This is a genomic window from Bhargavaea cecembensis, from assembly GCF_001619585.1.
Classification (GTDB): domain Bacteria; phylum Bacillota; class Bacilli; order Bacillales_A; family Planococcaceae; genus Bhargavaea; species Bhargavaea cecembensis_A.
The window spans coordinates 168,517-189,902 of sequence record NZ_LQNT01000010.1 but is presented as its reverse complement, the minus strand read 5'-3'; the positions used below and the strand labels follow the sequence as shown (position 1 = coordinate 189,902).

At 54.2% G+C, this 21,386-nt stretch carries 18 protein-coding genes; 6 read left to right on the top strand and 12 right to left on the bottom strand.

Going from position 1 to position 21,386, the window contains the following annotated elements; translation table 11 throughout:
• Positions 1-14: 14 nt before the first annotated feature.
• The 5 genes from AV656_RS10320 to AV656_RS10305 all read right to left on the bottom strand — a co-directional run bounded on the left by AV656_RS10320 (position 15) and on the right by AV656_RS10305 (position 5,316).
• The gene (locus tag AV656_RS10320) at positions 15-1,475 is read right to left on the bottom strand and encodes an amidase family protein (RefSeq protein ID WP_063181627.1); all 1,461 of its coding nucleotides are present in this window, start codon (positions 1,473-1,475) and stop codon (positions 15-17) included.
• Between the two features lie 53 nt (positions 1,476-1,528).
• Positions 1,529-1,684 carry a Fur-regulated basic protein FbpA gene (locus AV656_RS16145; protein WP_008300531.1) on the bottom strand — a complete coding sequence of 52 codons (156 nt, stop codon included), beginning with the start codon at positions 1,682-1,684 and terminating at the stop codon, positions 1,529-1,531.
• Positions 1,685-1,768: 84 nt separating this feature from the next.
• Positions 1,769-2,836, bottom strand: coding sequence for a calcium/proton exchanger (gene cax / locus AV656_RS10315; protein ID WP_063181625.1), 1,068 nt, complete (start codon positions 2,834-2,836; stop codon positions 1,769-1,771).
• Positions 2,837-2,998: 162 nt separating this feature from the next.
• Positions 2,999-4,039 carry a lipid II:glycine glycyltransferase FemX gene (locus tag AV656_RS10310; RefSeq protein ID WP_063181622.1) on the bottom strand — a complete coding sequence of 347 codons (1,041 nt, stop codon included), beginning with the start codon at positions 4,037-4,039 and terminating at the stop codon, positions 2,999-3,001.
• Between the two features lie 56 nt (positions 4,040-4,095).
• Positions 4,096-5,316, bottom strand: a complete 1,221-nt coding sequence (locus AV656_RS10305) for a hypothetical protein (RefSeq protein WP_082818709.1) — start codon at positions 5,314-5,316, stop codon at positions 4,096-4,098.
• A gap of 298 nt (positions 5,317-5,614) precedes the next feature.
• Here AV656_RS10305 and AV656_RS10300 point away from each other — a divergent pair, with 298 nt between their 5' ends.
• Both AV656_RS10300 and AV656_RS10295 read left to right on the top strand, forming a co-directional pair.
• Positions 5,615-6,901 carry a M48 family metallopeptidase gene (locus tag AV656_RS10300; protein WP_063181620.1) on the top strand — a complete coding sequence of 429 codons (1,287 nt, stop codon included), beginning with the start codon at positions 5,615-5,617 and terminating at the stop codon, positions 6,899-6,901.
• A 265-nt stretch (positions 6,902-7,166) separates the two neighbouring features.
• Entirely contained in the window at positions 7,167-8,651 is a 1,485-nt protein-coding gene (locus AV656_RS10295) for a peptide MFS transporter (RefSeq protein ID WP_063181618.1), read from the top strand.
• Positions 8,652-8,695: 44 nt separating this feature from the next.
• Here the strand turns inward: AV656_RS10295 and AV656_RS10290 are convergent, their stop codons facing one another.
• The 3 genes from AV656_RS10290 to AV656_RS10280 form a co-directional block, all read right to left on the bottom strand.
• The gene (locus AV656_RS10290) at positions 8,696-9,562 is read right to left on the bottom strand and encodes a neutral zinc metallopeptidase (RefSeq protein WP_063181616.1); all 867 of its coding nucleotides are present in this window, start codon (positions 9,560-9,562) and stop codon (positions 8,696-8,698) included.
• 131 nt (positions 9,563-9,693) lie between these two features.
• A complete protein-coding gene (locus AV656_RS10285) occupies positions 9,694-10,542 on the bottom strand; it encodes an STAS domain-containing protein (RefSeq protein ID WP_082818708.1) in 849 nt (282 codons plus the stop codon).
• Between the two features lie 256 nt (positions 10,543-10,798).
• Complete coding sequence (locus AV656_RS10280; RefSeq protein ID WP_063181614.1) at positions 10,799-11,413, bottom strand: hypothetical protein; 615 nt, start codon at positions 11,411-11,413, stop codon at positions 10,799-10,801.
• 585 nt (positions 11,414-11,998) lie between these two features.
• Here AV656_RS10280 and AV656_RS10275 point away from each other — a divergent pair.
• Together AV656_RS10275 and serA are read left to right on the top strand one after the other, a co-directional pair.
• Entirely contained in the window at positions 11,999-13,159 is a 1,161-nt protein-coding gene (locus AV656_RS10275) for a pyridoxal-phosphate-dependent aminotransferase family protein (RefSeq protein WP_063181612.1), read from the top strand.
• Positions 13,159-14,778, top strand: coding sequence for a phosphoglycerate dehydrogenase (gene serA / locus AV656_RS10270; RefSeq protein ID WP_063181733.1), 1,620 nt, complete (start codon positions 13,159-13,161; stop codon positions 14,776-14,778). Before AV656_RS10275 ends, serA begins: the two co-directional genes overlap by 1 nt.
• A gap of 600 nt (positions 14,779-15,378) precedes the next feature.
• Here serA and AV656_RS10265 read toward each other — a convergent pair.
• Positions 15,379-16,170 carry an HAD family hydrolase gene (locus AV656_RS10265; protein WP_063181610.1) on the bottom strand — a complete coding sequence of 264 codons (792 nt, stop codon included), beginning with the start codon at positions 16,168-16,170 and terminating at the stop codon, positions 15,379-15,381.
• A 215-nt stretch (positions 16,171-16,385) separates the two neighbouring features.
• On the opposite strand from AV656_RS10265, the gene AV656_RS10260 reads away from it, so the two are divergent.
• Positions 16,386-17,165 (top strand): PAS domain-containing protein, encoded by a 780-nt coding sequence (locus tag AV656_RS10260; protein ID WP_063181608.1) that lies wholly within the window; start codon positions 16,386-16,388, stop codon positions 17,163-17,165.
• A gap of 60 nt (positions 17,166-17,225) precedes the next feature.
• Here the strand turns inward: AV656_RS10260 and AV656_RS10255 are convergent, their stop codons facing one another.
• Positions 17,226-17,792, bottom strand: coding sequence for an NADPH-dependent FMN reductase (locus tag AV656_RS10255; protein WP_063181606.1), 567 nt, complete (start codon positions 17,790-17,792; stop codon positions 17,226-17,228).
• A 171-nt stretch (positions 17,793-17,963) separates the two neighbouring features.
• Here AV656_RS10255 and AV656_RS10250 point away from each other — a divergent pair, with 171 nt between their 5' ends.
• Complete coding sequence (locus AV656_RS10250; RefSeq protein ID WP_063181604.1) at positions 17,964-18,584, top strand: RraA family protein; 621 nt, start codon at positions 17,964-17,966, stop codon at positions 18,582-18,584.
• 95 nt (positions 18,585-18,679) lie between these two features.
• Here AV656_RS10250 and AV656_RS10245 read toward each other — a convergent pair whose 3' ends face one another.
• Positions 18,680-19,177, bottom strand: coding sequence for an SRPBCC family protein (locus tag AV656_RS10245; protein ID WP_063181601.1), 498 nt, complete (start codon positions 19,175-19,177; stop codon positions 18,680-18,682).
• A 158-nt stretch (positions 19,178-19,335) separates the two neighbouring features.
• Positions 19,336-21,384: a CocE/NonD family hydrolase gene (locus AV656_RS10240; protein WP_063181600.1), complete on the bottom strand. Its 2,049-nt coding sequence runs from the start codon at positions 21,382-21,384 to the stop codon at positions 19,336-19,338.
• Positions 21,385-21,386 lie beyond the last annotated feature (2 nt).

The window sequence follows — 21,386 nt, the reverse complement described above, 5'->3', positions numbered from 1 at the left end:
CGATAGAAATGCCATCACCCATTCGGCGGCTTGATCCGCCCCTGTTCCCGTTGCTCAAAGGCATAGGCGAATCTGATCAGGAGCGGATCCGCGAACGCCTTCCCATAGAAAGCGATGCCGAATGGCTCGCCTTCCTCCGTCTTTCCTGCCGGAACCGCCACACCGGGATATCCGGCTGCGGCGCCGAAACTGAGCCCGTGGTAGTGGGGAAAGACTAGCGCGCTGATGTCATGGTCCCTGAACGCCCTCTCCAGCGCCAACTCGGACGACAGATGCCGGTTCCGCTCAAGCGCTTCGAGATAAGCCCGCTCAGTCAGTGTCCCCGATGTGCGGTCCGATTGCTCCAGCATGTTCTGGCCGAACTTCAGCGTTTCCTCAGGATGCTGATGGTTAAATTCGATGACATCAGACAGTGTCCGGATCGGATTGCTTGCCGGCGTCCTGCCGAGATAGGCGTTTACTGCCGTCTTGAATTCGTGCATGAGCACATCATATCCCAGGTCATCTTCCATGACACCAAGGTCAATGTCGTCAATGATTTCAGCTCCGCACGCTTTCAGCACTTCCAGCTTCTTGTTAAACAGGTTCTTGCACTCACTGTCGGCCTCGTTTTCGAAGATGTTGCGGGCGACGCCGATGCGTTCGCCTTTTAGCGCATCCGGATCAAGGCAGGCTTCCCAGTCCATGTCTTCCCATACTCCGCTCAGGGATGTGACCGGATCAGACGGATCCTCTCCGATCATCACCCGGAACACGAGCAGCGCATCTTCCACGGTCCTGGCAAGCGGCCCGGGGATGTCCTGAGTCATGGACAGAGGAATAACACCTGTCCGGCTGATGGCGCCAACAGTCGGCTTGATTCCGACAAGGCTGTTCTGTACGGCAGGCTCGATGATGGACCCGGTCGTTTCCGTGCCGACCGACGCCGCCGCCAGATTCGCGGCGACCGCCACGGCCGCACCGGAGCTTGATCCGCCGCAATCAAATTGGCCATAAGGGTTTTTGACTTGCCCGCCCCTGGAGCTGTATCCGTTCGTCATCTTGTCGGACATGAAGTTGGCCCACTCGGTCATGTTCGTCTTGCCGAGGATGACCGCACCGGCTTCCCTCAGTTTTTTCACCAGAAAGGCATCTTCCGCCGCGTAGTGGTCGGCCAGGGCAAGGGACCCGCAGCTGGTGTGCATCTTGTCCCCGGTGTCCATGTTGTCCTTGAGCAGGACCGGAATCCCGTGCAGGGGCGAACGTACCCCTTTCACCTGGCGCTCATAGTCCAACTGCCTTGCGATCTGCAGCGCATCCGGATTTACTTCGAGGACGGCGTTGACGTTGCGGCCGTATTCCGAGATCCTCGACAGGTACATGACCGTGATTTCCTCTGCCGTAACTTCTCCTTTCTCCATCTTTTCCTGCATCTCCCGGATGGTTGCCTCTTCAAGCCATTCATCCCGGATGCGTTCCAGCCGTTCGTTCTGCATCCTGATCCCTCCGATATAAAAAGCCGGCCGGCTGATGGCCGTCCGGCAAACGTTTATTGTTCCTGCAATTCGGTGTATTGCTTCAATAATGTATAGATGGGCAGCTCGTACAGTTGCTTGCCGTCAATCTTGAAAATTCCTTCATCCACCAGCTTATCGATGATGGACTGCTTTTTCTCATCCATCGGGCCTTCATGCAATTCTCTCATGGTGCATTCTTCTCCTTGCTCATGATGTTACCGACTTTATCTTTCCCCCTTGGGACGAAATCGAAACCGGCTTTGTTCCATCGGTCAAAGGAAGAAGAACCCGATGCCCATGATCAGATAGGCGGCAAGCAGGGTCAGCCCTTCGAACCAATTTGACTCCCCATCCAGCGTGATGACGATCGTGAGCAGTGCCGCCGTAATCATCGCGACCAGTTCCGCGACCGTGAATACTAGCGGCATCTGCACAGGCATCAGCAGCGAAATGAGGACCAGGGCAGGTGCAACGAACATGGCTACCTGGAGTGTCGAACCGACGGCGATCTCAACGGATACATCCATCTTGTTCTTGACCGCCAGGATAAGGGCGGAAGCGTGCTCCGCGGCATTTCCGACGATGGCGACGATGATGACCCCGATAAACAGTTCAGACCATCCGAAGCGCTCTCCGATGTCCTCAAATGTGTGGACAAGGTTTTCGGACACAAAAGCCACCGCAGCCGTAGCCAGAAGCAGAATGAGGATCGCCTTCCCCTTTGACCATTCTGCCTCTTCTTCTTCCTGGTTGCCATGACTTTCTTTGTCGGATCCGGTAAAATATCCCCGATGCGTGACCAGCTTAAAGAACAGCCCCGCCAGATAAAGCAGGATCATGATGACCGAGACCCCGATGCTCAGGCTGATCGTGCCACGGTCGTCCATTCTCTGGGAGAAGATCTCCGGGATGACGAATGCGACAATGATGGCGAAAATCAGGAGCCCGGCATTATAGCGGGCATCCCGCAAACTGAAATTCTGGCGCTTATGTTTGAGGCCGCCAATGAAAAATGACAGTCCGAGCACAAGAAGCAGGTTCCCGATTACCGAACCGGTCAGAGAAGCAAGAACGATCCCGACCAATCCTGCCTTCAACGAGAAGATGGCGATGATCAGCTCGACTGCATTCCCGAACGTCGCATTCAGCAACCCGCCTACACGCGGCCCCGATATGATGGTAAGCGACTCCGTCGCTCTCCCCATGATTGCGGACAGGCCAATAATGCTCACACAGCAAAGTATGAACATCACCAGACTCGTCCAGTGAAGGAAAGAGCCCGCTACAACGAGCGGCACACCGATGAATGAAACGATCGTAAAGACTTTATTCAACGTCATTCCCCCTACCGACATTAAATCCTATGAAGGAACTATACCCATATAAGGTTCTGCGATAACCGGTAGGCATATATGCCGGACCGCAACAGACTGGCGCCATTAAAACGAACCGCCCCGCAGCCGGGGATCTCTCCGGCTGCGGGGCGGTTTTATGTCTGCGCTTTAGCGACGCAGTTTCTTCTTCAGTTTTTGCAGCTTCGGCACAACGTTGACGAACATGGTATAGAGCAGCGGGTTGTATACTTTGTCCACTTCTCCAATGTATTCAGTATGCCCGTCCTTATCACAGAAGCTTTTCTTAAACAGATACAATCCGTCTTTTGGACTCAGCTCGAACACGCCTCCAAAGTCGTACTGTTCCGCTCCTTCTGAGATTCCCCACTTGATCATCTCATAGTTCATCAGATGGTTCGGGTTCAGGTTGCGCTTCTCATTGGTGCTTCCCGCATACAGATAATACAATTTGCCGCTGTAATTAATCGTCAGCCCGGCAGCGAGCTGATCACCCTCATGTTCAGCAATGTAAATGCGGAAGTTCTTCCCGAACGCCTCGCGCATCCGCTTAAAGTAATCGATCGAGCGCGTCGTGATTCCGTTCCGCTCCGCCATCGTCTTGTAGATCGAGTAGAAGTCGTTCAGGTACTCATCGCTATCACCGTAACTCACAGTGACGCCCTTCTTGATTGCGCCGCGGATGATATTCCGGCATTTCTTGGAGAATTTCATCATGATCGATTCTTCGTCATGGTCCTCGAAGTAGAGGATCATGTTGAGGCGGGGCTGGATGAGCGCCTCCTTCTCCTCTTCCCGGTTATGGACTTTGAAGCCCATCGAAGTGAACTGCTGTTCAAGCGAGCTGGAATACCGCACTTCCGGATCGAACTTTAAAGCAAACGCTTTATGTTTCTTCACGAGCGGCTCGACTTCTTTCATCAGCCTGAAAAGGAGTTCCCGGTCGGTGATGTCGCATACCGGGCCCCGGGGTGCATACAGGAGTGAGAATCCGCCGGGAACCTTCTTGACGAGAATGGACATCGCCGCTACGATCTCACCATCCTGCTCTACGTATACCTGTTCATTGCCCCAGTCGTTCTTTACTTTTGACCATTGCAGGTCCTGCGTGATGGCTCGGTACGGAGACTTCTTTACGAACTCCTCATACCTGGCCGTCATTTCTTTGTTGTTATGGTCTAAGATTGGCACCCTATGTAAACCTCCATGTCCATCAGCAAGAAATCCCGCCTCCTGGGAAGGCGGGATCACCCTCTCGGATTGAAGTATTCTTCAAACCGCTGATGGTAAGTCTTATAGTATGAGTGAAGCTTGAACCGGCGGATAAAGCTCCGGTCCTTTTCATAATAAAGCGTCGAGGCGGTCTTCCCTTCGCGGATCAGGCTCTGAACCTGTTCTGTAAGCTCCGGATCAGTCGTGTATTTCACGACGATATCAAGGGGAATACCGTGCCAGAGCACTTCGTTATCTCCATAGACGACCGGGTTGTCACGGTGGTAGACCCTGTCCTCCACAAGATATCTCGACATGTTATACCCGTTCGCAGTTACGAAAAAGCTGCTTCGGCCCTGCCGGATGTTCAGCTCGAAGATCTTGAACTTACCATCACGCCGGTCGTACTTCAGGTCGATGTTCGCATAGCCCGTGAAACCGATCGCTTCGAGAAATCTCTTGTACTGATCATACAGTTCCTGATTTTTGTCTCCGACGATGGCCACATAGTTGCCGATCAGGATCGGCGTCGGGTCTTCGAGTAGCACATGGCCGAGACACATCATCCGGACCTTGCCGTTCCTGTCGCAATAGGCGTTCAATACATACATGGTCGTGTCATCACCAGGGATATAGTCCTGAATAATGAGGGTCCCGTCATATGTGGAGCCGTAAATCTTCGTAATCGCGTCGACAAACTCTTCACGGCTGTCGACAACATACGCCTTCTTCTTCCCTTCGAACTGTGCGTTGAAGTAGCGCATACTGTCCGAAGGCTTCACGACTGCCGGAAAGTCGAACGGCAGCTCCATGTACGGATCCATTCCTTTTTTGAAAATGACCGTACCCGGATAATCCAGATCATACTCCTCGCACATCGAGTAGAACTTTTCCTTGAAGATGATATCGTCCATCATCTGTTCACTGACGAACGGCAGGATGTAGTGCGGCTCCAGGACGGACCGTGCCCGGACAGCCAGTTCGACATAGTTCTCATTGCTGGCAATCAGCAAAAGCTTTTCCCCCCGCTGTTTCAGCTCGTCCTTTAATGAAAGCAAGCTATCTGCGAAAGTCTTCGGATCGTCGAAATTCTCAAAGATTTTCTTTTCTACGATTTTACTGTGCATCGTGGATAGGAGATGCCCTTTTGTCGCAACGATGCTCTTGATGCCGTACTCCTCATGGAAGGCACGCGCCATTCCATACGCATTATCATCCGATCCCAAAATAACCGGCAAGAAATCCATTTTCGGCATAGTTTAAACCCCTTCATTCTCGTACGGTGCCTTCATTTTTCGGCATCCGCAAATCAACATTCAGTCTATCTTACGCTGCTCTGTCAAGTCAAGGAAGCCGCGGCCCTACGAGGGGTCATGATTGGAATGGATTGGTGATTCCCGTGTGTTCTCTTTCCTGTATTTCTTCCCCTTGAAACACAAATCTCTGACTTGATCCGAACGTACTGTTGACGGTTCTATACCGGAACGCTAGATTATAATGAAGCAGGTTGGAAGAAAAATACTCGTCCGCCAATTTATTAAAAGGGGAGCCATCATGAATCTGAATACCATCACGTCACCGAGGGAAACGGTTTACCTGATCCTCTCGGCGATCGTCAGCGTCCTGATCTACCTGGTCGCAGCGCTATCCATCATCGGGATCGGCATCGCACTCATCGTGTTTGCGTTTGTCCTGTTCACCAATGCCATCATGCTCGGGTCGGTCCGGGGCAACGGCGTCCGTCTGTCAGAGCGCCAGTTTCCCGATGTATACGCGCGTGCGGCGGAACTGTCAGCAAAAATGGGACTCCGCAACGTGCCGGACATTTTCATCGTGCAGTCCGAGGGAGCGCTCAATGCCTTTGCCACCCGCTTTTTCGGACGGAATATGATCGTCCTGTACTCCGAAGTGTTCGAGCTGGCACGCGAGAAAGGCGAGAAAGAACTGGATTTCATCATCGCCCATGAGCTGGCCCATATCCGGAGGCGTCACATCCTGAAAAACCTCCTCATCATGCCGGCCCGCTTCGTTCCATTCCTTGCACAGGCGTACAGCCGATCCTGTGAGTATTCCTGTGACCGGGAAGCGGCTTACATCACCGGAGACGGTGCTGCAGCAAAGCGTGCACTCACGTTGCTCGGTGCCGGCAAAGGGGTCTACAGGGAAGTCGACGAAACTGCCTGGCTTGAGCAGATCCATTCTGAATCCAATGGAGCCGTCTGGCTCAGCGAGATTCTTTCTTCGCATCCGAACTTGCCGAAACGCGTCCAGGCAGTCGGCCATTTCATGCAGGTTGAGGGCACGCCCCACTACCGGCAGAACAACGGCCGGATTGCACTCTGGGCCACGGGCTTGACTGCAATAGCGGCTGCCGCCTATGTCGGTGTTATCGTTTCGTTTGCCGGAGGCGGTCTGGTCTATGGCAATTTGATGCCGGCCATTGCAGAATCTGAAGAATTCTACGAGGAACCCGCATTTCCTCCCCTCTCGGATGCCGTCTATGAGGCCGATGATGATCAGCTCAGGAGCCTGATTGAGGACGGAGCGGATCTGGAGGAAACCGACGGAGAGGAGACGACTGCGCTCCATTTTGCCGCCTACGATGGCAATGCTTCCGCAGCCGCCATCCTCCTTGAAGCAGGAGCCGACCCGAATGCCAGCGACATTCATGGCACTGCCCTTACCACCGCGGTTGATTTCGGCCACTATGACATCGCGCTCCTCCTCTATGAAGCCGGCGCAGACCCGTATGCCGTAAGCGCGGAAGGCATAAGTGCCCTCGAATCCCTCAAAGCCATGACACCGGAGGAATTCGAACAGAAACTGAAAATCCTTCAATAATCACAAACAGACAGCATCCCGGAAACATGCCAATCGCGTGTTTCCGGGATGCTGTTTCTTCCTTAACGGGATTTTGAAATAGATAATTGAACATCATTAATTGTTAAATAGATTGAATTCCAATGATAGTTCGATTATTCCAATATAACGTTTTGATTTTCACCTACCAACTCACCCTTGAGTTTCTGCTTCCAAAAATTATTTTTGACAATTAAAAATGCGAGGAGTAGTATAATATGGTCTACAATTAAGGAGGTAGCACAATATGTCGCGTCTATCGCACCGTGAAATTGTGGAGAGTGTTCCTCAGAAAGGGTTCTTCGGACATCCGAAAGGACTGTTCACCCTCTTCTTCACGGAATTCTGGGAACGTTTCTCCTACTACGGGATGAGGGCCATCCTCGTCTTCTATATGTATTACGAAGTTTCGGAGGGCGGCCTCGGCCTTAGCGAACCGCTTGCCCTCTCGATCATGTCGATCTACGGCTCGCTCGTCTACATGTCCGGAATTATCGGCGGCTGGCTTGCCGACCGTGTATTCGGTACTTCAAAAGCCGTATTCTACGGCGGTATCCTCATTATGCTCGGTCATATCGCCCTGGCCATTCCGGGTAATGTCGCCCTGTTCTTCGTCTCGATGGTGCTGATTGTCCTCGGTACGGGTCTTCTGAAGCCAAACGTTTCGAGCGCAGTCGGCGAGATCTACCCTAAAGACGACCACCGCCTCGACGCCGGGTTCTCCATCTTCTACATGGGGATCAACCTCGGCGGTTTCATTGCACCGCTGATCGTCGGCTCTCTCATGGGCGTAAGTTTCCACCTCGGCTTCGCTGTCGCAGCAGTCGGGATGTTTGTCGGTCTCGTGACCTTCGTCGTCACCAAGAAAAAGAACCTGGGTCTTGCCGGCACGCAGGTGCCAAACCCGCTGTCCGCTCAAGAAAAGAAAAACTGGACAAAATACACAATCATCGGCATGGTTGTCATTGCAGCCCTTCTCGCAGTGATGATTCCGCAGGGCTGGATCACGATCAATGGGGTCATCGCGCTTGTCGGTGTGCTCGGCATCCTGATTCCGACCGTTTATTTCATCGTCATGTACCGCAGCCCGAAAACCACGCCTACGGAACAGTCCCGGCTGATCGCCTATATCCCTCTGTTCATCGCGTCGGTCATGTTCTGGGCAATTGCCGAACAAGGTTCCACGATCCTTGCTCGCTATGCGGACAAGCGGACCGATCTGAACGCGTTCGGTTTTGAGATTTCGCCGGCCTGGTTCCAGTCGCTGAACCCGCTGTTCATCATTATTCTGGCACCATTGTTTGCCTGGATGTGGACACGCCTCGGAGACCGGAACCCGTCGATTCCGCGAAAGTTCTCGTTCGGCCTCCTGTTTGCAGGGCTGTCGTTCATCGTCATCCTCCTTCCGGGCATGCTCGGCGGAGAAGGCGCCCTGGTCAACCCGATGTGGCTTGTCCTGAGCTACTTCCTCGTTGTCCTCGGTGAGCTTTGCCTGTCGCCTGTCGGCCTTGCCGCGACCACGCGCCTCGCGCCTGCCGCATTCTCTGCACAGACGATGAGCCTCTGGTTCCTGTCGAACGCGGCGGCACAGGCGATCAACGCCCAGATCGTCAAGCTGAACACACCGGAAACGGAAAACCTTTACTTCGGAACCATCGGGGGACTGTCGATCGTCCTCGGGATCATCCTCTTCCTCGCGGCACCGAAGATCGTCAAATTCATCAAAGAATAACATACGAAAAGACGCCCGCCATCATGGCCGGGCGTCTTTTGTGATTATCGCAGAAGTTCGGAAAACGTATCGCCGTGCTCGAGGTCACCGTATTCAAATCCGCGGTTGAACCATTCCATCCGCTGCTCGGACGTTCCGTGGGTGAAGCTTTCCGGGACCACATACCCACGGGACCGGCGCTGGATCGTATCATCCCCGATGGCGCTGGCCGCATTCATCGCTTCCTCGAAGTCGCCTTCCTCCAGGTAGCCCCGTTCCTGGGCATGCTTTGCCCAGACACCTGACAGGTAATCGGCCTGAAGCTCCATCGCGACCGAATATCGGTTGAATTCTTCCTTACTCACCTGCTGGCGGACCCGGTTCACTTCCTCATTGACGCCGAGAAGCGTCTGGACATGGTGGCCGACTTCATGGGCAACGACATACGCCATCGCAAAGTCTCCGGGTGCATGAAATTTGTTTTTCAATTCATTATAAAAGCTCAGGTCGATATATAACTTATGGTCGCCAGGACAATAAAACGGGCCGACCGCGGCACTGTTGAAGCCGCATGCTGACTGGACGCTGCCGGTATAGAGGACAAGTGTCGGCTCCTGATAGGTCATGCCGTTTTCCTCGAAAATTTCGCCCCAGATTTCTTCGGTGTCAGCAAGAACGACTCCCACGAAATCTGCCAGTTCCTCTTCCTCGGCCGTCTCCACATAACCCGTGCCGCCCTCCTGGCCGGCCTGATCCGGGCCGCCCATTCCAAACAGACCGTCAAGGCCGCCACCGAACAACAGGAACAGGATGATCCCGACAATTCCGAGTCCTCCTCCGCCGATTGCAATCGGCCCGCCGAAACCGCCCGCTCTGCCCTGTCCGCGGCGGTCCTCAATATTTGAACTTTGCCTCCTGCCTCTCGTCTTCATGCTATTTCCTCCCTACCCGATCGCGATGCGAATGATGCTGGATATTCTTTACCCAAAAACTGCACGGGTCATACTTGCGGAAGGGATTACCAAAAGCAGGCCAAAAAACCGCCCGCAGGCGGCTTGTCTGATTATTTTTCCAGCACCGGAGTTTCTTCCAGCGCCTGCTGGAGCGAACCATATGTGCGGATCAGGCTAAAATCGAGCCCAAGGTGGACGGAAGTCTGGGCGATCTCCGGCCGGATTCCGGTCATGGTGGAGCGGATGCCGAGCAAGCTGAGAATCTGGATGAGCTCGAACATTTGCTGGGCAACCATCGTGTCGATGATGGTGACGCCGGACAGATCGATAAACAGGTGGTTGATGTCGAGTTGTGCACACCGCTCCGGAACGACCGTCTTCAGGATCCGGGCCCGGTCGGTGTCGATGTCACCGATCAGCGGAAGAATGCCCCGCTCGCAGTCGATCTTGATCACAGGTGTTCCCAGCTCCTGAATCAGCGCCTGCTGGGCAGTCAGGCGTGCTTCCGTCATTTCATGATAGGTTCTGGTGAACTCATGGAACAGGTCATCAAAAGCGTGATTCATCTCTCTTCCCCACCGGAGGACATCCGTGCGATGCACCTCGTCGTTATTCGCGCGGATAAAACGCTCGATAAACGACCAGAAGACGGTACGGAACCGCATGACAGAATCAAACACTTCATGGACGGGCGTATTGCTTTGGATGCGGCTTTCCGCCACCCATTCCGCCCACTTCTCTTTCATCCCCTCAAAATGCCCTTTATGACCGGACAGTCGGGTTGAAATGGAACGGATCGTCAGCCGATTCTGTTCACGGAGCATCTCGACCGTCTGATCACCGGCCGCAGATGAGTAGATGGACCCCCTCTTGACCACCCGATCGGACAACCACTCGTCGGTCATCTCATCCGCTTTTTCCAACAGATCGTCATACAGCCTCTCGTTCAGCGTCTTCAACAGCGCATCTCCCCCTTCTGTACTTCCGCAGCGACTCTCTTACTTCCTTATTCCATCAGTTTACCATTGTTCCCCACTATTTCAGAGAGAGGAGCCTCCCATCTTGTGATTGCTTGTCGAAAAGTGCTCTGTACCGAGAGTCTTTACTGAAGAGAGAGTCACAAAATTCCCCATCACCTGGGCTTCCGGAGATTCCGGCACCGGTTTCAATCTGCAGACAAAACAGAAAAGCTCCGGAATACATCCGGAGCCTCTCTCACTGTTCAGCCATCATGTTCGCAAAATCGGATTTCACAGTCACTTTCAGATCCTGAACCCTTTTGTCGCGCTGCGCAGAACGTTCTGCCGTCAATTCATCACGGACCGTTTTCTCAAGCCGGTCCTGAAGGTTTCGGGCATGCTCGATCTCTTCCTGGACCTCCGCAGCCCCGAAGCGTTCGGTGACAGCAGTGTAACCTCCGAACAGCTGATCCAGCGGCGACTGATCCAATTCCTGCACAACCGCGACGATGGCGATATGCTCGTCCTTCATCCGCAAAGTCATGGACCAGAAAAGGTTGGCATCCGGCATCATATGCGGTGCGTTTTCCTCCGAGCCGACAGAACCGCCGACACCCACACTGAGCAGCGTCCCGACAGGTCCCGCAATGACACCTGTGATTCCTCCGATGATGCCGCCGATGATCGACTCATCGGCCTCCGCTCCCGAACCGAAGGAACGGCGCAGGCTGATCATCCCCTGGTCTTTCTTGAAGATGCCGACCTGTGCAATCTGCGTCTCGCCGCCCGCTTTTTGCAAACTTTCCAAATCCGCCAGCGCATCAAGCGCTGCCTGCTCTTCGCTGAAATAACCGATCATGACATTTTCCAACGCAGTAAACTCCTTTCGCCTGTAAAATCCTCTTATCTTTCTTGGTATTCCCGCTTCGCCGGGATTCAAGCCAACGGATTTGGCGGTCCGGTTGCTTTCGTCCGTATAGAGCAAGCTGGAGGAATTTATTTTCAAAACCCAAAAACACGAACATTCGAGTAGTGAAATGATTTAATTCGTGCTTATTCCGATGAAAACCTTTTCATATAGGGCATCAACCAAAAGTTTCGATCCCAAAGACGAATGATGGGTTGACATCGAGTTTTAGCGTGTTATGATAGTCACAACTTAAGAAATCGTCTAACAATTTTGAGGGAGACATACGTCAGGATTCCAGGGATTCCCAGAGAGCCGGTGGTTGGTGCAAACCGGCAGTCCCGCCCGGACGTTCCGCTTCTGATATTGGCGTGCTGAACCAAGTAAGCCCGTCCGGCCATGGCCGTTATCCATGTCAACGAAGGCCGCCGGATTCCGGCGGCGAATAAGGGTGGCACCGCGTGGCTTAAAGCCGTTCGCCCCTTGCAGACTGCAGGGGACGAATGGCTTTTTTCATTTCAATTTGATCTGACCAAGGAGGAAATAGACATGCTGAAAGACCAACAGTATCTTCGTATTCCGGGACCGACTCCGGTACCGCCGAGCGTCCAGCGCGCCATGGCGCAGCCGATGGTGGGCCACCGTGCAAGCGAGACTGCCGAATTGATCCGCCGAATCCGTCCCGGCCTCAAAAAGGTGTTTGGAACGGAACAGGACGTGATGATTTTCGCGGGAAGCGGCACATCCGGCCTGGAAGCGGCTGTCGTCAATACGGTCGGCGAAGGCGACGAAGTGATCGTTGCCGTCACCGGTGCGTTCGGAAGGCGATTCGTCAAGATCCTCGATGCCTACGGGGTCACTGTCCACGAGATTGAAACGGAGTGGGGTCATTCGGTCTCTCCTGACGAGATCCGCGAAGCCCTGAAGAAGAACCCTGAAACCAAAGCGGTCTTCGCCACTTTCTGCGAGACATCCACCGGTGTCCTGAACCCGGTCGCCGAGCTGGCAAAGGCGGTCCGCGATGAGTCGGATGCCCTGTTCATCGTAGACGGCGTTTCCTGCATCGGGGGTGTCGAGTCGAAGATGGATGAATGGGGAATTGACATTCTCGTCACCGGCTCCCAGAAAGCGCTGATGCTTCCGGGAGGCCTCATGTTCGCCGCATGCAGCGACCGCGCCTGGAAAGTAATCGAGAAGAACACGCGACGCGGATTTTACCTCGACTTCACAAAGTACCGCGATAACCTGAAAAAGGACTCGACGCCATTCACACCGGCCACTTCCCTCCTCTATGGTCTGGAGCAGACGATCCAACTGATCGAGGAAGAAGGTTTCGGGGAGGTCATCGCCCGCCACGAACTCATGAAAGACATGACCCGTGCCGCCTTCAAGGCACTCGGCATCCCGCTTCTCGCGAATGATCAAGACGCCTCCCCGACCGTCACGGCGATCCGGCCGGATGCCTTTGACGCCGCCAAGCTGCGCAAAGTGCTGAAGGAAGAATTTAACCTGGTTGTCGCCGGAGGCCAGGAACACCTGAAAGACGCCATCTTCCGGATCGGCCATATGGGCTATGCGTCTCCCGGCGATGTGCTCCAGACGCTTGCACTGATTGAAATCGGCATCGTAAAAGCAGGCCAGGACATTGAACTTGGCAAAGGCGTTGCCGCCGCTCAGCAGATTTACCTAGGGAAAGGGGATCCTCAATGATGAATACAACGATTGAGAAAGAAACCACAGTGAAAAACGCCGTCATCCTCATCAGCGACCCGCTCAGCGAAGAAGGACTTCAGCCGCTCCGGGAAGCGGAAGGCGTCGAGCTTAAGATCCAGACCGGCATGACACCCGAGGAACTTCTTGCTGCAGTGAAAGACGCGGATGCGCTCCTCGTCCGCAGCCAAACCCAGGTCACCCGCGAAATCATCGAAGCGGCCGATAACCTGAAGATCATCGGACGCGCCGGTGTCGGCGTAGATAACATCGACCTTGAAGCGGCCACTGAGCGCGGAATCATCGTCGTCAATGCGCCGGACGGCAACACCAATTCGGCTGCAGAGCATACGATCGCCATGATGACCGCCCTCGCCCGGAATATCCCCCAGGCGTTCCTGTCCCTTAAGGAAGGCAAATGGGACCGGAAGAAATTCGTCGGTGTCGAGCTGAAGGAAAAGACACTGGGGATTGTCGGCTTTGGCCGGATCGGAGCGGAAGTCGCGCGCCGCGCCAAGGGCCAGCGGATGTCGGTGATCGCCTACGACCCGTTCCTTACAGAAGAACGCGCGAAGGAAATGGGCATTGCCGTAGGCACGCTGGATGAAGTTGTGGGCGCAGCCGACTTCATCACTGTCCACACCCCTCTCATGAAAGAAACGCGCCACCTCATCAATGCGGATCGCTTCGCCAAGATGAAAGACGGTGTCCGAATCATCAACTGCGCACGCGGCGGCATCATCGACGAAGATGCGCTTTATGAAGCGATCGAGTCGGGTAAAGTCGCCGGTGCAGCGCTGGACGTTTTCGAGACGGAGCCATTTGTCGGCCACCGGCTGCTCGACCTGCCGCAGGTCATCGCCACGCCTCACCTTGGCGCGAGCACGATTGAGGCCCAGGAAAGTGTCGCGATCGACGTCGGCCGGGATGTCGTGCGTTTCTTCGGCGGCAATCCTGTCCGCAATCCAGTCAACATGCCGTCCGTGACACGTGAAGTCCTGGCTAAGATCGGACCGTTCTTCGACCTGGCCGAAGATCTTGGCGCCTTTGTCTCCCACCTGTTCGACAAGCCGCTGACCGGAGTGAACATCCGCTATGCGGGTGATCTGGCTGAGTACGATGTGCGCCCGCTCACGCGCAATGCGCTGAAGGGAATCCTGAAGCGCAACCTCGGCAATCACGTGAACGATGTGAATGCCAAGTTCCTCGCCGATTCGATCGGCATCGGGGTCTCTGAGCACAAAACAACCCAATCGAAGGGCTTCCAGCACCTGATTACGGTTGAAGTGAAGGCCGGCGACGAGACACACAGCGTGTCCGGCACCCTGCTGAACGGTCTCGGAGAACGCATCGTCAAGGTCGATGACTATGTCGTCGACGTCGTCCCTGCCGGTCACCTGCTCCTCATCAAACACAAGGACCAGCCGGGTGCGATCGGCCGCGTCGGCACCCTCCTTGCAGAAGAAAACATCAACATCGCCACCATGCAGGTCGGACGTTCCGCTGCAGGCGGTGATGCGATCATGATGATCACCGTCGACAATGAAGTAAAGCCGGAAGAAGTCAGCCGTCTCCTTGAGATTGAGGACATCCACGCAGTCCGGACGATTGATCTATAATAGAAGATAAAGAAGGCTCCCGCTACATGCGGGAGCCTTCTTGGTTAGACCAATCTCTTCCGAAGTCATCTCTTTGGAAGAGATTTTCTCTAATGATTCCTATAGTTCTTCATCTAGTTCTTCATCGTGAGCTGTTGATTTCCGTTCCGGGTGGACGCTTTCCGCGGGGAAGGCTCGAGCCCCTTGCAGGGTCTCTCCGCTCTTCCTTTTCCGCAGGAGTCGCCACCCTTCACTCCAATCAACAACAAATTAGATATCAAAAGAAGCATCTATTCGTATTCGGGCATTGCCTTAGCCGATGCCAACACGTAGATTGGCATCTGCATGCAAAAGCGCAGCAAACTGTTCCAGTCACATACATCGATAAATTGACAATTAATCTATTCTGAATCCGATTAATCTAAAGCCTGATTGGCTGTCCGACAACTCAGTTTCTACAAATCATATGGCAAACGGCACGGACGCCGGGAGACACCTGCGGGAAAAGCCGGGCTGTCGAGATCCGCTTCACGCGGAGCTCGGCGCCGGCCCGCGGTAAGCGACCAGAGTCCGTGCCGTTTGCTGTTTTCATCATATTACTGACTTAATGGACAACGCTGTTTATCTGTTTGCTTCACTAATCACATCGGCCAGTTTGCCGAGATGGTCGATTTCGTAGGTCGGTCTCACTTCAGAATGCGGTTCGGTTCCTTCCCGGTTCAGCCAGACGGAGCGGATGCCGGCACGGTTTGCACCAAGAATATCGGTCATCAGGTTGTCTCCGACCATCAATGCCTCTTCTGCCTTCGTGTCCGATTTCTCGAGAACGTGGAGGAATATCGAGGCATCCGGTTTTCCGCGCCCGAAGTCGCCCGAGATGACGATCAGATTGAAATACGGTGCGATCTCCGGCGTGATGGCCAGTTTCTCATTTTGGAGGCTCGGCGCGCCATTCGTCAGAAGCAGGAGCCGATAATCTTTTTTAAGTGCTTCCAGTACCTCAAACGATTCGTCAAAGACGAACGGGGCTTTGCGCCGTTCGGAGATAAACTTCGCGACCAGCTCGTTTGCCAGCTCGTAGTCCTCCACGCCGACTTTCTTCAGCCCTTTCGTCCAGGCATCCTTCTGATAGGAGCGGATGATATCGCGCATTCTCCGGAAATCATCGCCCGGATCTTCAAATGCACCCCACAGGCCCTCGAATGGGTTGATGCCGATCATTTGGGTGAACTCGTATGTATCATACGAAGCATAGAGCTCGCGTGCCGCTTCGCGCACTTTTTCCTCCAGCAGCTTCGGGTCAACCTTGGCCTTTTCGGCGGCGAATTCGCATGTGCGGTCGAATGCCGTCTGGATGCTTTTCTTGTCCCACAGGATCGTATCGTCCAGGTCGAAAATAATCGTCCGGATCATCGGGATCGGCCTCCTTTCAACTCATATCCATTATACCTGACTTCCGGTGCCGCAGGCGGAAATGTTGGAATGTTCTGCCCACCCCTGCCGATAACCGGATATGGCATGAATGTTGCCTTACAGAGAATTTTCATATGTGTCTGGGCTTTCTGCAGAACTATGCTACGATGTGGTTAGTCAGAATACTAGATTCAGGAGGGATTGCCATCAAACGAATGGATGCGGAGACACAGATTACTCTCCTTGAAGCGATGTTGGACGGCAGCGAGACCGCTGCGCTGTTCACCGACCCTTCACAGGAAGACCATCCGGTCATCTATGCAAATCAAACATTTGAGAAACTGACCGGATATTCACCCGAAGAAACCATCGGCCATAACTGCAGGTTCCTTCAGGGAGCAGACACCAATCCGGATGACGTACAAAAAATGCGCGATGCAATCAGAAAAGAAGCCACTGTCACCGTGACGGTGAAGAACTATAAAAAAGATGGCACTCCCTTCTGGAACCGTGTTCATATCGAGCCAGTCCGTACCGGCGGCCGTCTATTCTTTGTCGGTACCCAGACGGATGTCACACTTGAGGAGGAACAGCGAAAACGCCTGGAAGAAAAGGAACGCGAGATTGAACGTCTGTCCCTTCCTGTCCTGGCGATCGATGATGGGATCGCGGCCATTTCCCTGAACGGCGAGATGAGCTTCGAGCGCCACCGCCGTCTGACTGCCAAGCTGAGCGAATATGTCCAGGAACACCACTCCCACTCGGTCATCATTGATATTTCGGGGCTTTATTGGGATGAGAACACACCGGTGTTTGACCTGCTCCATATCCAGGATGTCCTGAGACTGATGGGCTGCCGGCTGTTCGTCACCGGTATCACCCCCAAAACTGCACAGGACATCTCCATGAAAGCAGATTCGGATCGCCAGTTCACAGCTTTCTCTTCATTCAAGCAGGCAGTAGAAACCGCCAAAAGTGCCGGCTCCTTCGCCTGATCCGTGTACATGAAAAAGCCCCTTACCGGCGACAAATCCGGTAAGGGGCCATTTTAATTATTATTGATTGACTGCTTGCTTTTCGCGTACTGTTTTCAGCGCGCCTGCCCAAGCGTTCACTTCGTCAAGCATTGCCGTAACGTTAGTGAGGTGCAGTTCAGCCGGCTTGAATTCGGAGAAGTTTTCGAAGTCAGTGAACAGCGAAAGTGTCGGGTGCGTGCGGACGTCTGCCACTTTCAGTTCGCCGAGGATGCCGCGGAGGTGTTCCGCTGCACGAGCGCCGCCTGTGGAACCGTAGCTGACGATCCCTGCTGCTTTGTCGTACCATGCTTCGCGAGCGAAGTCGATGGCGTTCTTCAGAGCACCGGTGATGCTGTGGTTGTATTCCTGTACGACGAAGACAAAGCCGTCAAGGCTTGCAAGCTTTTCGTTCCATTTTGCGATGCCCGGTTCCGAACCGTCAGTTGTGCCGAGGAATGGAAGCTGGTAGTCAGCGATATCGACGATTTCATAGTTTGCGTCACCGCGGCCGTCCGCGATGCCTTTGACCCATTGTCCGACTTGCGGGCTTACGCGACCTTCGCGTGTCGAACCGAGAATAATACCGATGTTAAGCTTTTCTGCCATGTTGTTTGGCCTCCTTGTTGTTGGTTACTTTACGTTACTTACTATACATCGGTTCTATCTTGAAATCAAGACTTTAAACTCAATTTTTATCCTTTCATCAAATCTTAACCGTTTTGAATATTCAACTTTTTTGATAGGATAATAACAGCCAAGTTTATGGAGGAGATAATCATGACAGACGAGTTGATCGCCCGCTACACAACCATTCCGACGACGGCAGTTTCCGATGCGACCGGCGGGATGAATAATATGGATCCTGCACTCAAGCCGCTCCGTGAGGAATACCGGATTGCCGGACGCGCCGTCACGGTCAAACTGCCAGGAGGCGACAACCCGGCAATGCTCAGGGCGATGCGTGAGGCAAGCCCCGGTAATGTACTGGTCGTCGATGCAAAGGGTGATCTCACCAAGGCCGTGGCCGGGGATTTTGTCGTCGGCATGATGCAGACGCTCGGCCTTGCCGGACTGGTCGTGGATGGAGCCATCCGGGACGTCCGCGATATCAAGGCACTCGGCTTTCCCGTCTTTGTACGGGGAACGACCGTTGCGGCCAGCAACAAGACCGGTGCCGGCGAAGCGAATGTCCCGGTCTCCTGCGGCGGCGTCACGGTCCGTCAGGGTGACCTTATCATTGGTGATGCTGACGGTGTCACCGTCGTTCCCCGGGAACAGGAGCAGGAGATTCTAAAAGGAGCCCTCGCCAAACTGGAAAAAGACGAGGCGCGCGAACGGGAAGTCGCGGGCAATATTGATGCAGTACGCCGCTACCTGGACAAGGTGGCCAATAAATGAAAGAAGCTGTGCGGCATAGTCCCGCACAGCTTTTATTTTGCTCCGAACATTTCTTTATATGCGGCCTCGTCCTCATCCACAAAATGAGATTCACTTTATCCTTTATAAGGGTTTTCTCCGGTTTCCAACAGTGCTTTTAATCCTTGGAACATCAGGTTCCAGCCATACTCTGAACTGTCATGGTATTCCTGCAGTGCTTTCCCGATTTCAGATTCTCCCCAGCCTTCCTCATGGGGTACGGTGATATTTTGCATAAAGGTCATTTCGGTACCTGCGGGAACAGCCTTTAGGCTGATGATCAATTCATCGGTCGTATCGCTGAATTGCGGCATTTCGAACGTCATGACGATCCGGTTCGGCCGGTCAAGTTCCATATACGTTCCAATGGCTCTGTAGTCCTTTCCCTCACGCCGGTCGATGATTTCCCAGCTTCCGCCGACTTCCGGCTGATTCTCAGCCACCTGATTTGTGTTTTCTGCAGTGAACAGCCACTTGCTGAAAATATCTGGCGCCAGCCATGCTTCATAAACCTTTTCCGGTTGACTGGCAAACGTGCGGGTCATTTTAAGCGGAATCATTGAACTCTCGGACATGGAATCCTCCTCAGGTCATTTGTTTCATCTATTGTATAGGATGATCATGCCCGGCTGCCCATATGCTACTTCTGGCGGACCATGCGAATGAATGATCTGGGATTGTGTGCACAAAAAAGCGCCCGACCCGGTATTTGCCGGGTCGGGCACACATGTTTTTAAGTAAAGTCGCGAGGAATCTCCGCTTCCCATGTCTTGTCGAATACTTCCTTGTCACCTTCATAGGCGGTCAGCCGGTTCGTCAGGTAGTAATTCTTCTCGTCGGCAGTCATGACACTCTTCGTAACAAGATGAGTCTGCCAGTCACCTCGGCCAACATCCAGCGTCCAGTCGCATTCCACTTTGGCGCTAAGCGGGTCTCCGCCCATGATCGTATAGACGTTGCGGTTTGTGCTGCCGTATTCAAGGCCGTTGGCATGCAGGCGGCGGGAGCCTTCATCGGAGAAGTCATCCAGCGTCCAGACGTCCGTCACGACATCATGTTTGATCTCGCGTGTCCGGTTCGCTTCCCGCAGAATGTCCTTGGACAGCACAGGGGCCGTTTCGGCAGGCTTGAATGGCTTCAGCTCCGCATTGATTTCCTTCTCCCCGCGTATCGGCAATGAAAGGTAGGTGTCCTCGGAAGGATAGACGGTGAGTGTCGCTTCTTCCGGCGACGGCCATGCATGAGGCCAGTAGTTCGGCGAGATGGCCAGCTGCCACTGATGCCCTTTTGCCAGTGTGTAACCGATGACATCCATCTTCACGTCAACCGTGTACTTCTTGCCCGGCTCGAGCGCCTCCGGGAATTCGTCGCTGTCACGATGGGTCAGGTTCAGCATCCCCCAGGTCACCCGTGTGGATGAGCCGTCCGGCGCGACATCATTCAGACGGACTGCGATCAGTGCATGCGGTTTGTCTGAAGATAATTCCACGCTGAAGGTCGGATGACCGAGGATCGGGGTGTCCTGTTCAGCGGGTTCCGATTCAAACACTGCGGCGTAGCCATTTTCATTCCGCTGGTCGGCGGGCAGATCTCCCGGCTGCCCGAACGGACAGTAAACACCAGCGTGCATGCCGTGCTGCTGGACGCTCCCGACCTTGATGGCAGTGCGGTCTGCGTGCTTTCCGGTGAGCTTGTTTTCATCCAGGTAAAGGCGCTGGTCATTAATCGCCGCGGGAGGCCACTGCTCTTCTGCGACCCAGTGTCCCGGCCGGTAGTCATAGCTGGTCTGCGGCGGCACACTGTCCTGAAGGTATGCCCGGAGCATCGGCTCTTCCATGATGCCGGTATCTTCCCCCTTCAGCCACTGATCCCACCAGCGCAGGCATTCCTGCAAGAAGCCGATCTGCGGGCCGGGCACTGCCATCTCCGGGTACTCATGCGCCCAAGGCCCGATGAGTCCCTTCCGGGGTACTGCAAGATTCTCAAGCATTCTCGGAATGGCATTCGGGTAGCCGTCCGCCCAGCCGCCAACCGCAAAGACCGGGATCTCGATCGCTTCGTAGTTCTCACAGACGGAGCCGTGTTTCCAGTAGGCGTCACGGCGCTGATGCCTGACCCACTCTTCGACATAAGGCGGCGTGTTCTCCATGCGGTTCAGCCACATCTCCCGCCAGGCGTCGCCGACCACTTCGGGATCTGCCGGACGTGCATTGTAGGCGAACATCGTCGAGGCCCACCAGAGCATGTCCGAGGCCAGCATGACACCGCCTTTGTAATGGACATCGTCCGCATACCGGTCGTCCGTCGAGCAGATCGTGATGATCGTCTTTAGCTGTTTGGGCCGGCGCGCGGCCACCTGCAGCCCGTTAAATCCGCCCCATGACTTGCCGATCATTCCGACACTTCCCGTCGACCATGGCTGCTGTTCGATCCATTCCAGGATTTCCAGCGCGTCATCCTGCTCCTGCTTCAGATACTCGTCATAAAGGATGCCGTCCGAATCGCCGGTCCCGCGGATGTCGACCCGGATGCTTGCATAACCGTGCCCTGCGAAATATGGGTGCCGGAGCGAGTCGCGAAGTGCCGTAAATTCATTTTTCCTGTATGGCAGATATTCAAGAATGGCCGGAACCGGATTTTGTTCGGCGTCTTCCGGCAGCCAGATTTTAGCGGACAGCTTCGTCCCGTCGGACATCGGAATCCATATATTGTTCAGCTCTTTCACTTGATGCGGAAATTCATCCCGCACGGAGCGGTTTGTTTCTCGTACGTTAAATACCAACG

What these genes read in the sequence shown, in the direction of transcription:
- AV656_RS10320 (WP_063181627.1), bottom strand. Translation starts at nt 1,475, where the DNA reads ATGCAGAACGAACGGCTGGAACGCATCCGGGATGAATGGCTTGAAGAG.
- AV656_RS16145 (WP_008300531.1), bottom strand. Translation starts at nt 1,684, where the DNA reads ATGAGAGAATTGCATGAAGGCCCGATGGATGAGAAAAAGCAGTCCATC.
- cax (WP_063181625.1), bottom strand. Translation starts at nt 2,836, where the DNA reads ATGACGTTGAATAAAGTCTTTACGATCGTTTCATTCATCGGTGTGCCG.
- AV656_RS10305 (WP_082818709.1), bottom strand. Translation starts at nt 5,316, where the DNA reads ATGCCGAAAATGGATTTCTTGCCGGTTATTTTGGGATCGGATGATAAT.
- AV656_RS10300 (WP_063181620.1), top strand. Translation starts at nt 5,615, where the DNA reads ATGAATCTGAATACCATCACGTCACCGAGGGAAACGGTTTACCTGATC.
- AV656_RS10295 (WP_063181618.1), top strand. Translation starts at nt 7,167, where the DNA reads ATGTCGCGTCTATCGCACCGTGAAATTGTGGAGAGTGTTCCTCAGAAA.
- AV656_RS10290 (WP_063181616.1), bottom strand. Translation starts at nt 9,562, where the DNA reads ATGAAGACGAGAGGCAGGAGGCAAAGTTCAAATATTGAGGACCGCCGC.
- AV656_RS10275 (WP_063181612.1), top strand. Translation starts at nt 11,999, where the DNA reads ATGCTGAAAGACCAACAGTATCTTCGTATTCCGGGACCGACTCCGGTA.
- serA (WP_063181733.1), top strand. Translation starts at nt 13,159, where the DNA reads ATGAATACAACGATTGAGAAAGAAACCACAGTGAAAAACGCCGTCATC.
- AV656_RS10265 (WP_063181610.1), bottom strand. Translation starts at nt 16,170, where the DNA reads ATGATCCGGACGATTATTTTCGACCTGGACGATACGATCCTGTGGGAC.
- AV656_RS10260 (WP_063181608.1), top strand. Translation starts at nt 16,386, where the DNA reads ATGGATGCGGAGACACAGATTACTCTCCTTGAAGCGATGTTGGACGGC.
- AV656_RS10255 (WP_063181606.1), bottom strand. Translation starts at nt 17,792, where the DNA reads ATGGCAGAAAAGCTTAACATCGGTATTATTCTCGGTTCGACACGCGAA.
- AV656_RS10250 (WP_063181604.1), top strand. Translation starts at nt 17,964, where the DNA reads ATGACAGACGAGTTGATCGCCCGCTACACAACCATTCCGACGACGGCA.
- AV656_RS10245 (WP_063181601.1), bottom strand. Translation starts at nt 19,177, where the DNA reads ATGTCCGAGAGTTCAATGATTCCGCTTAAAATGACCCGCACGTTTGCC.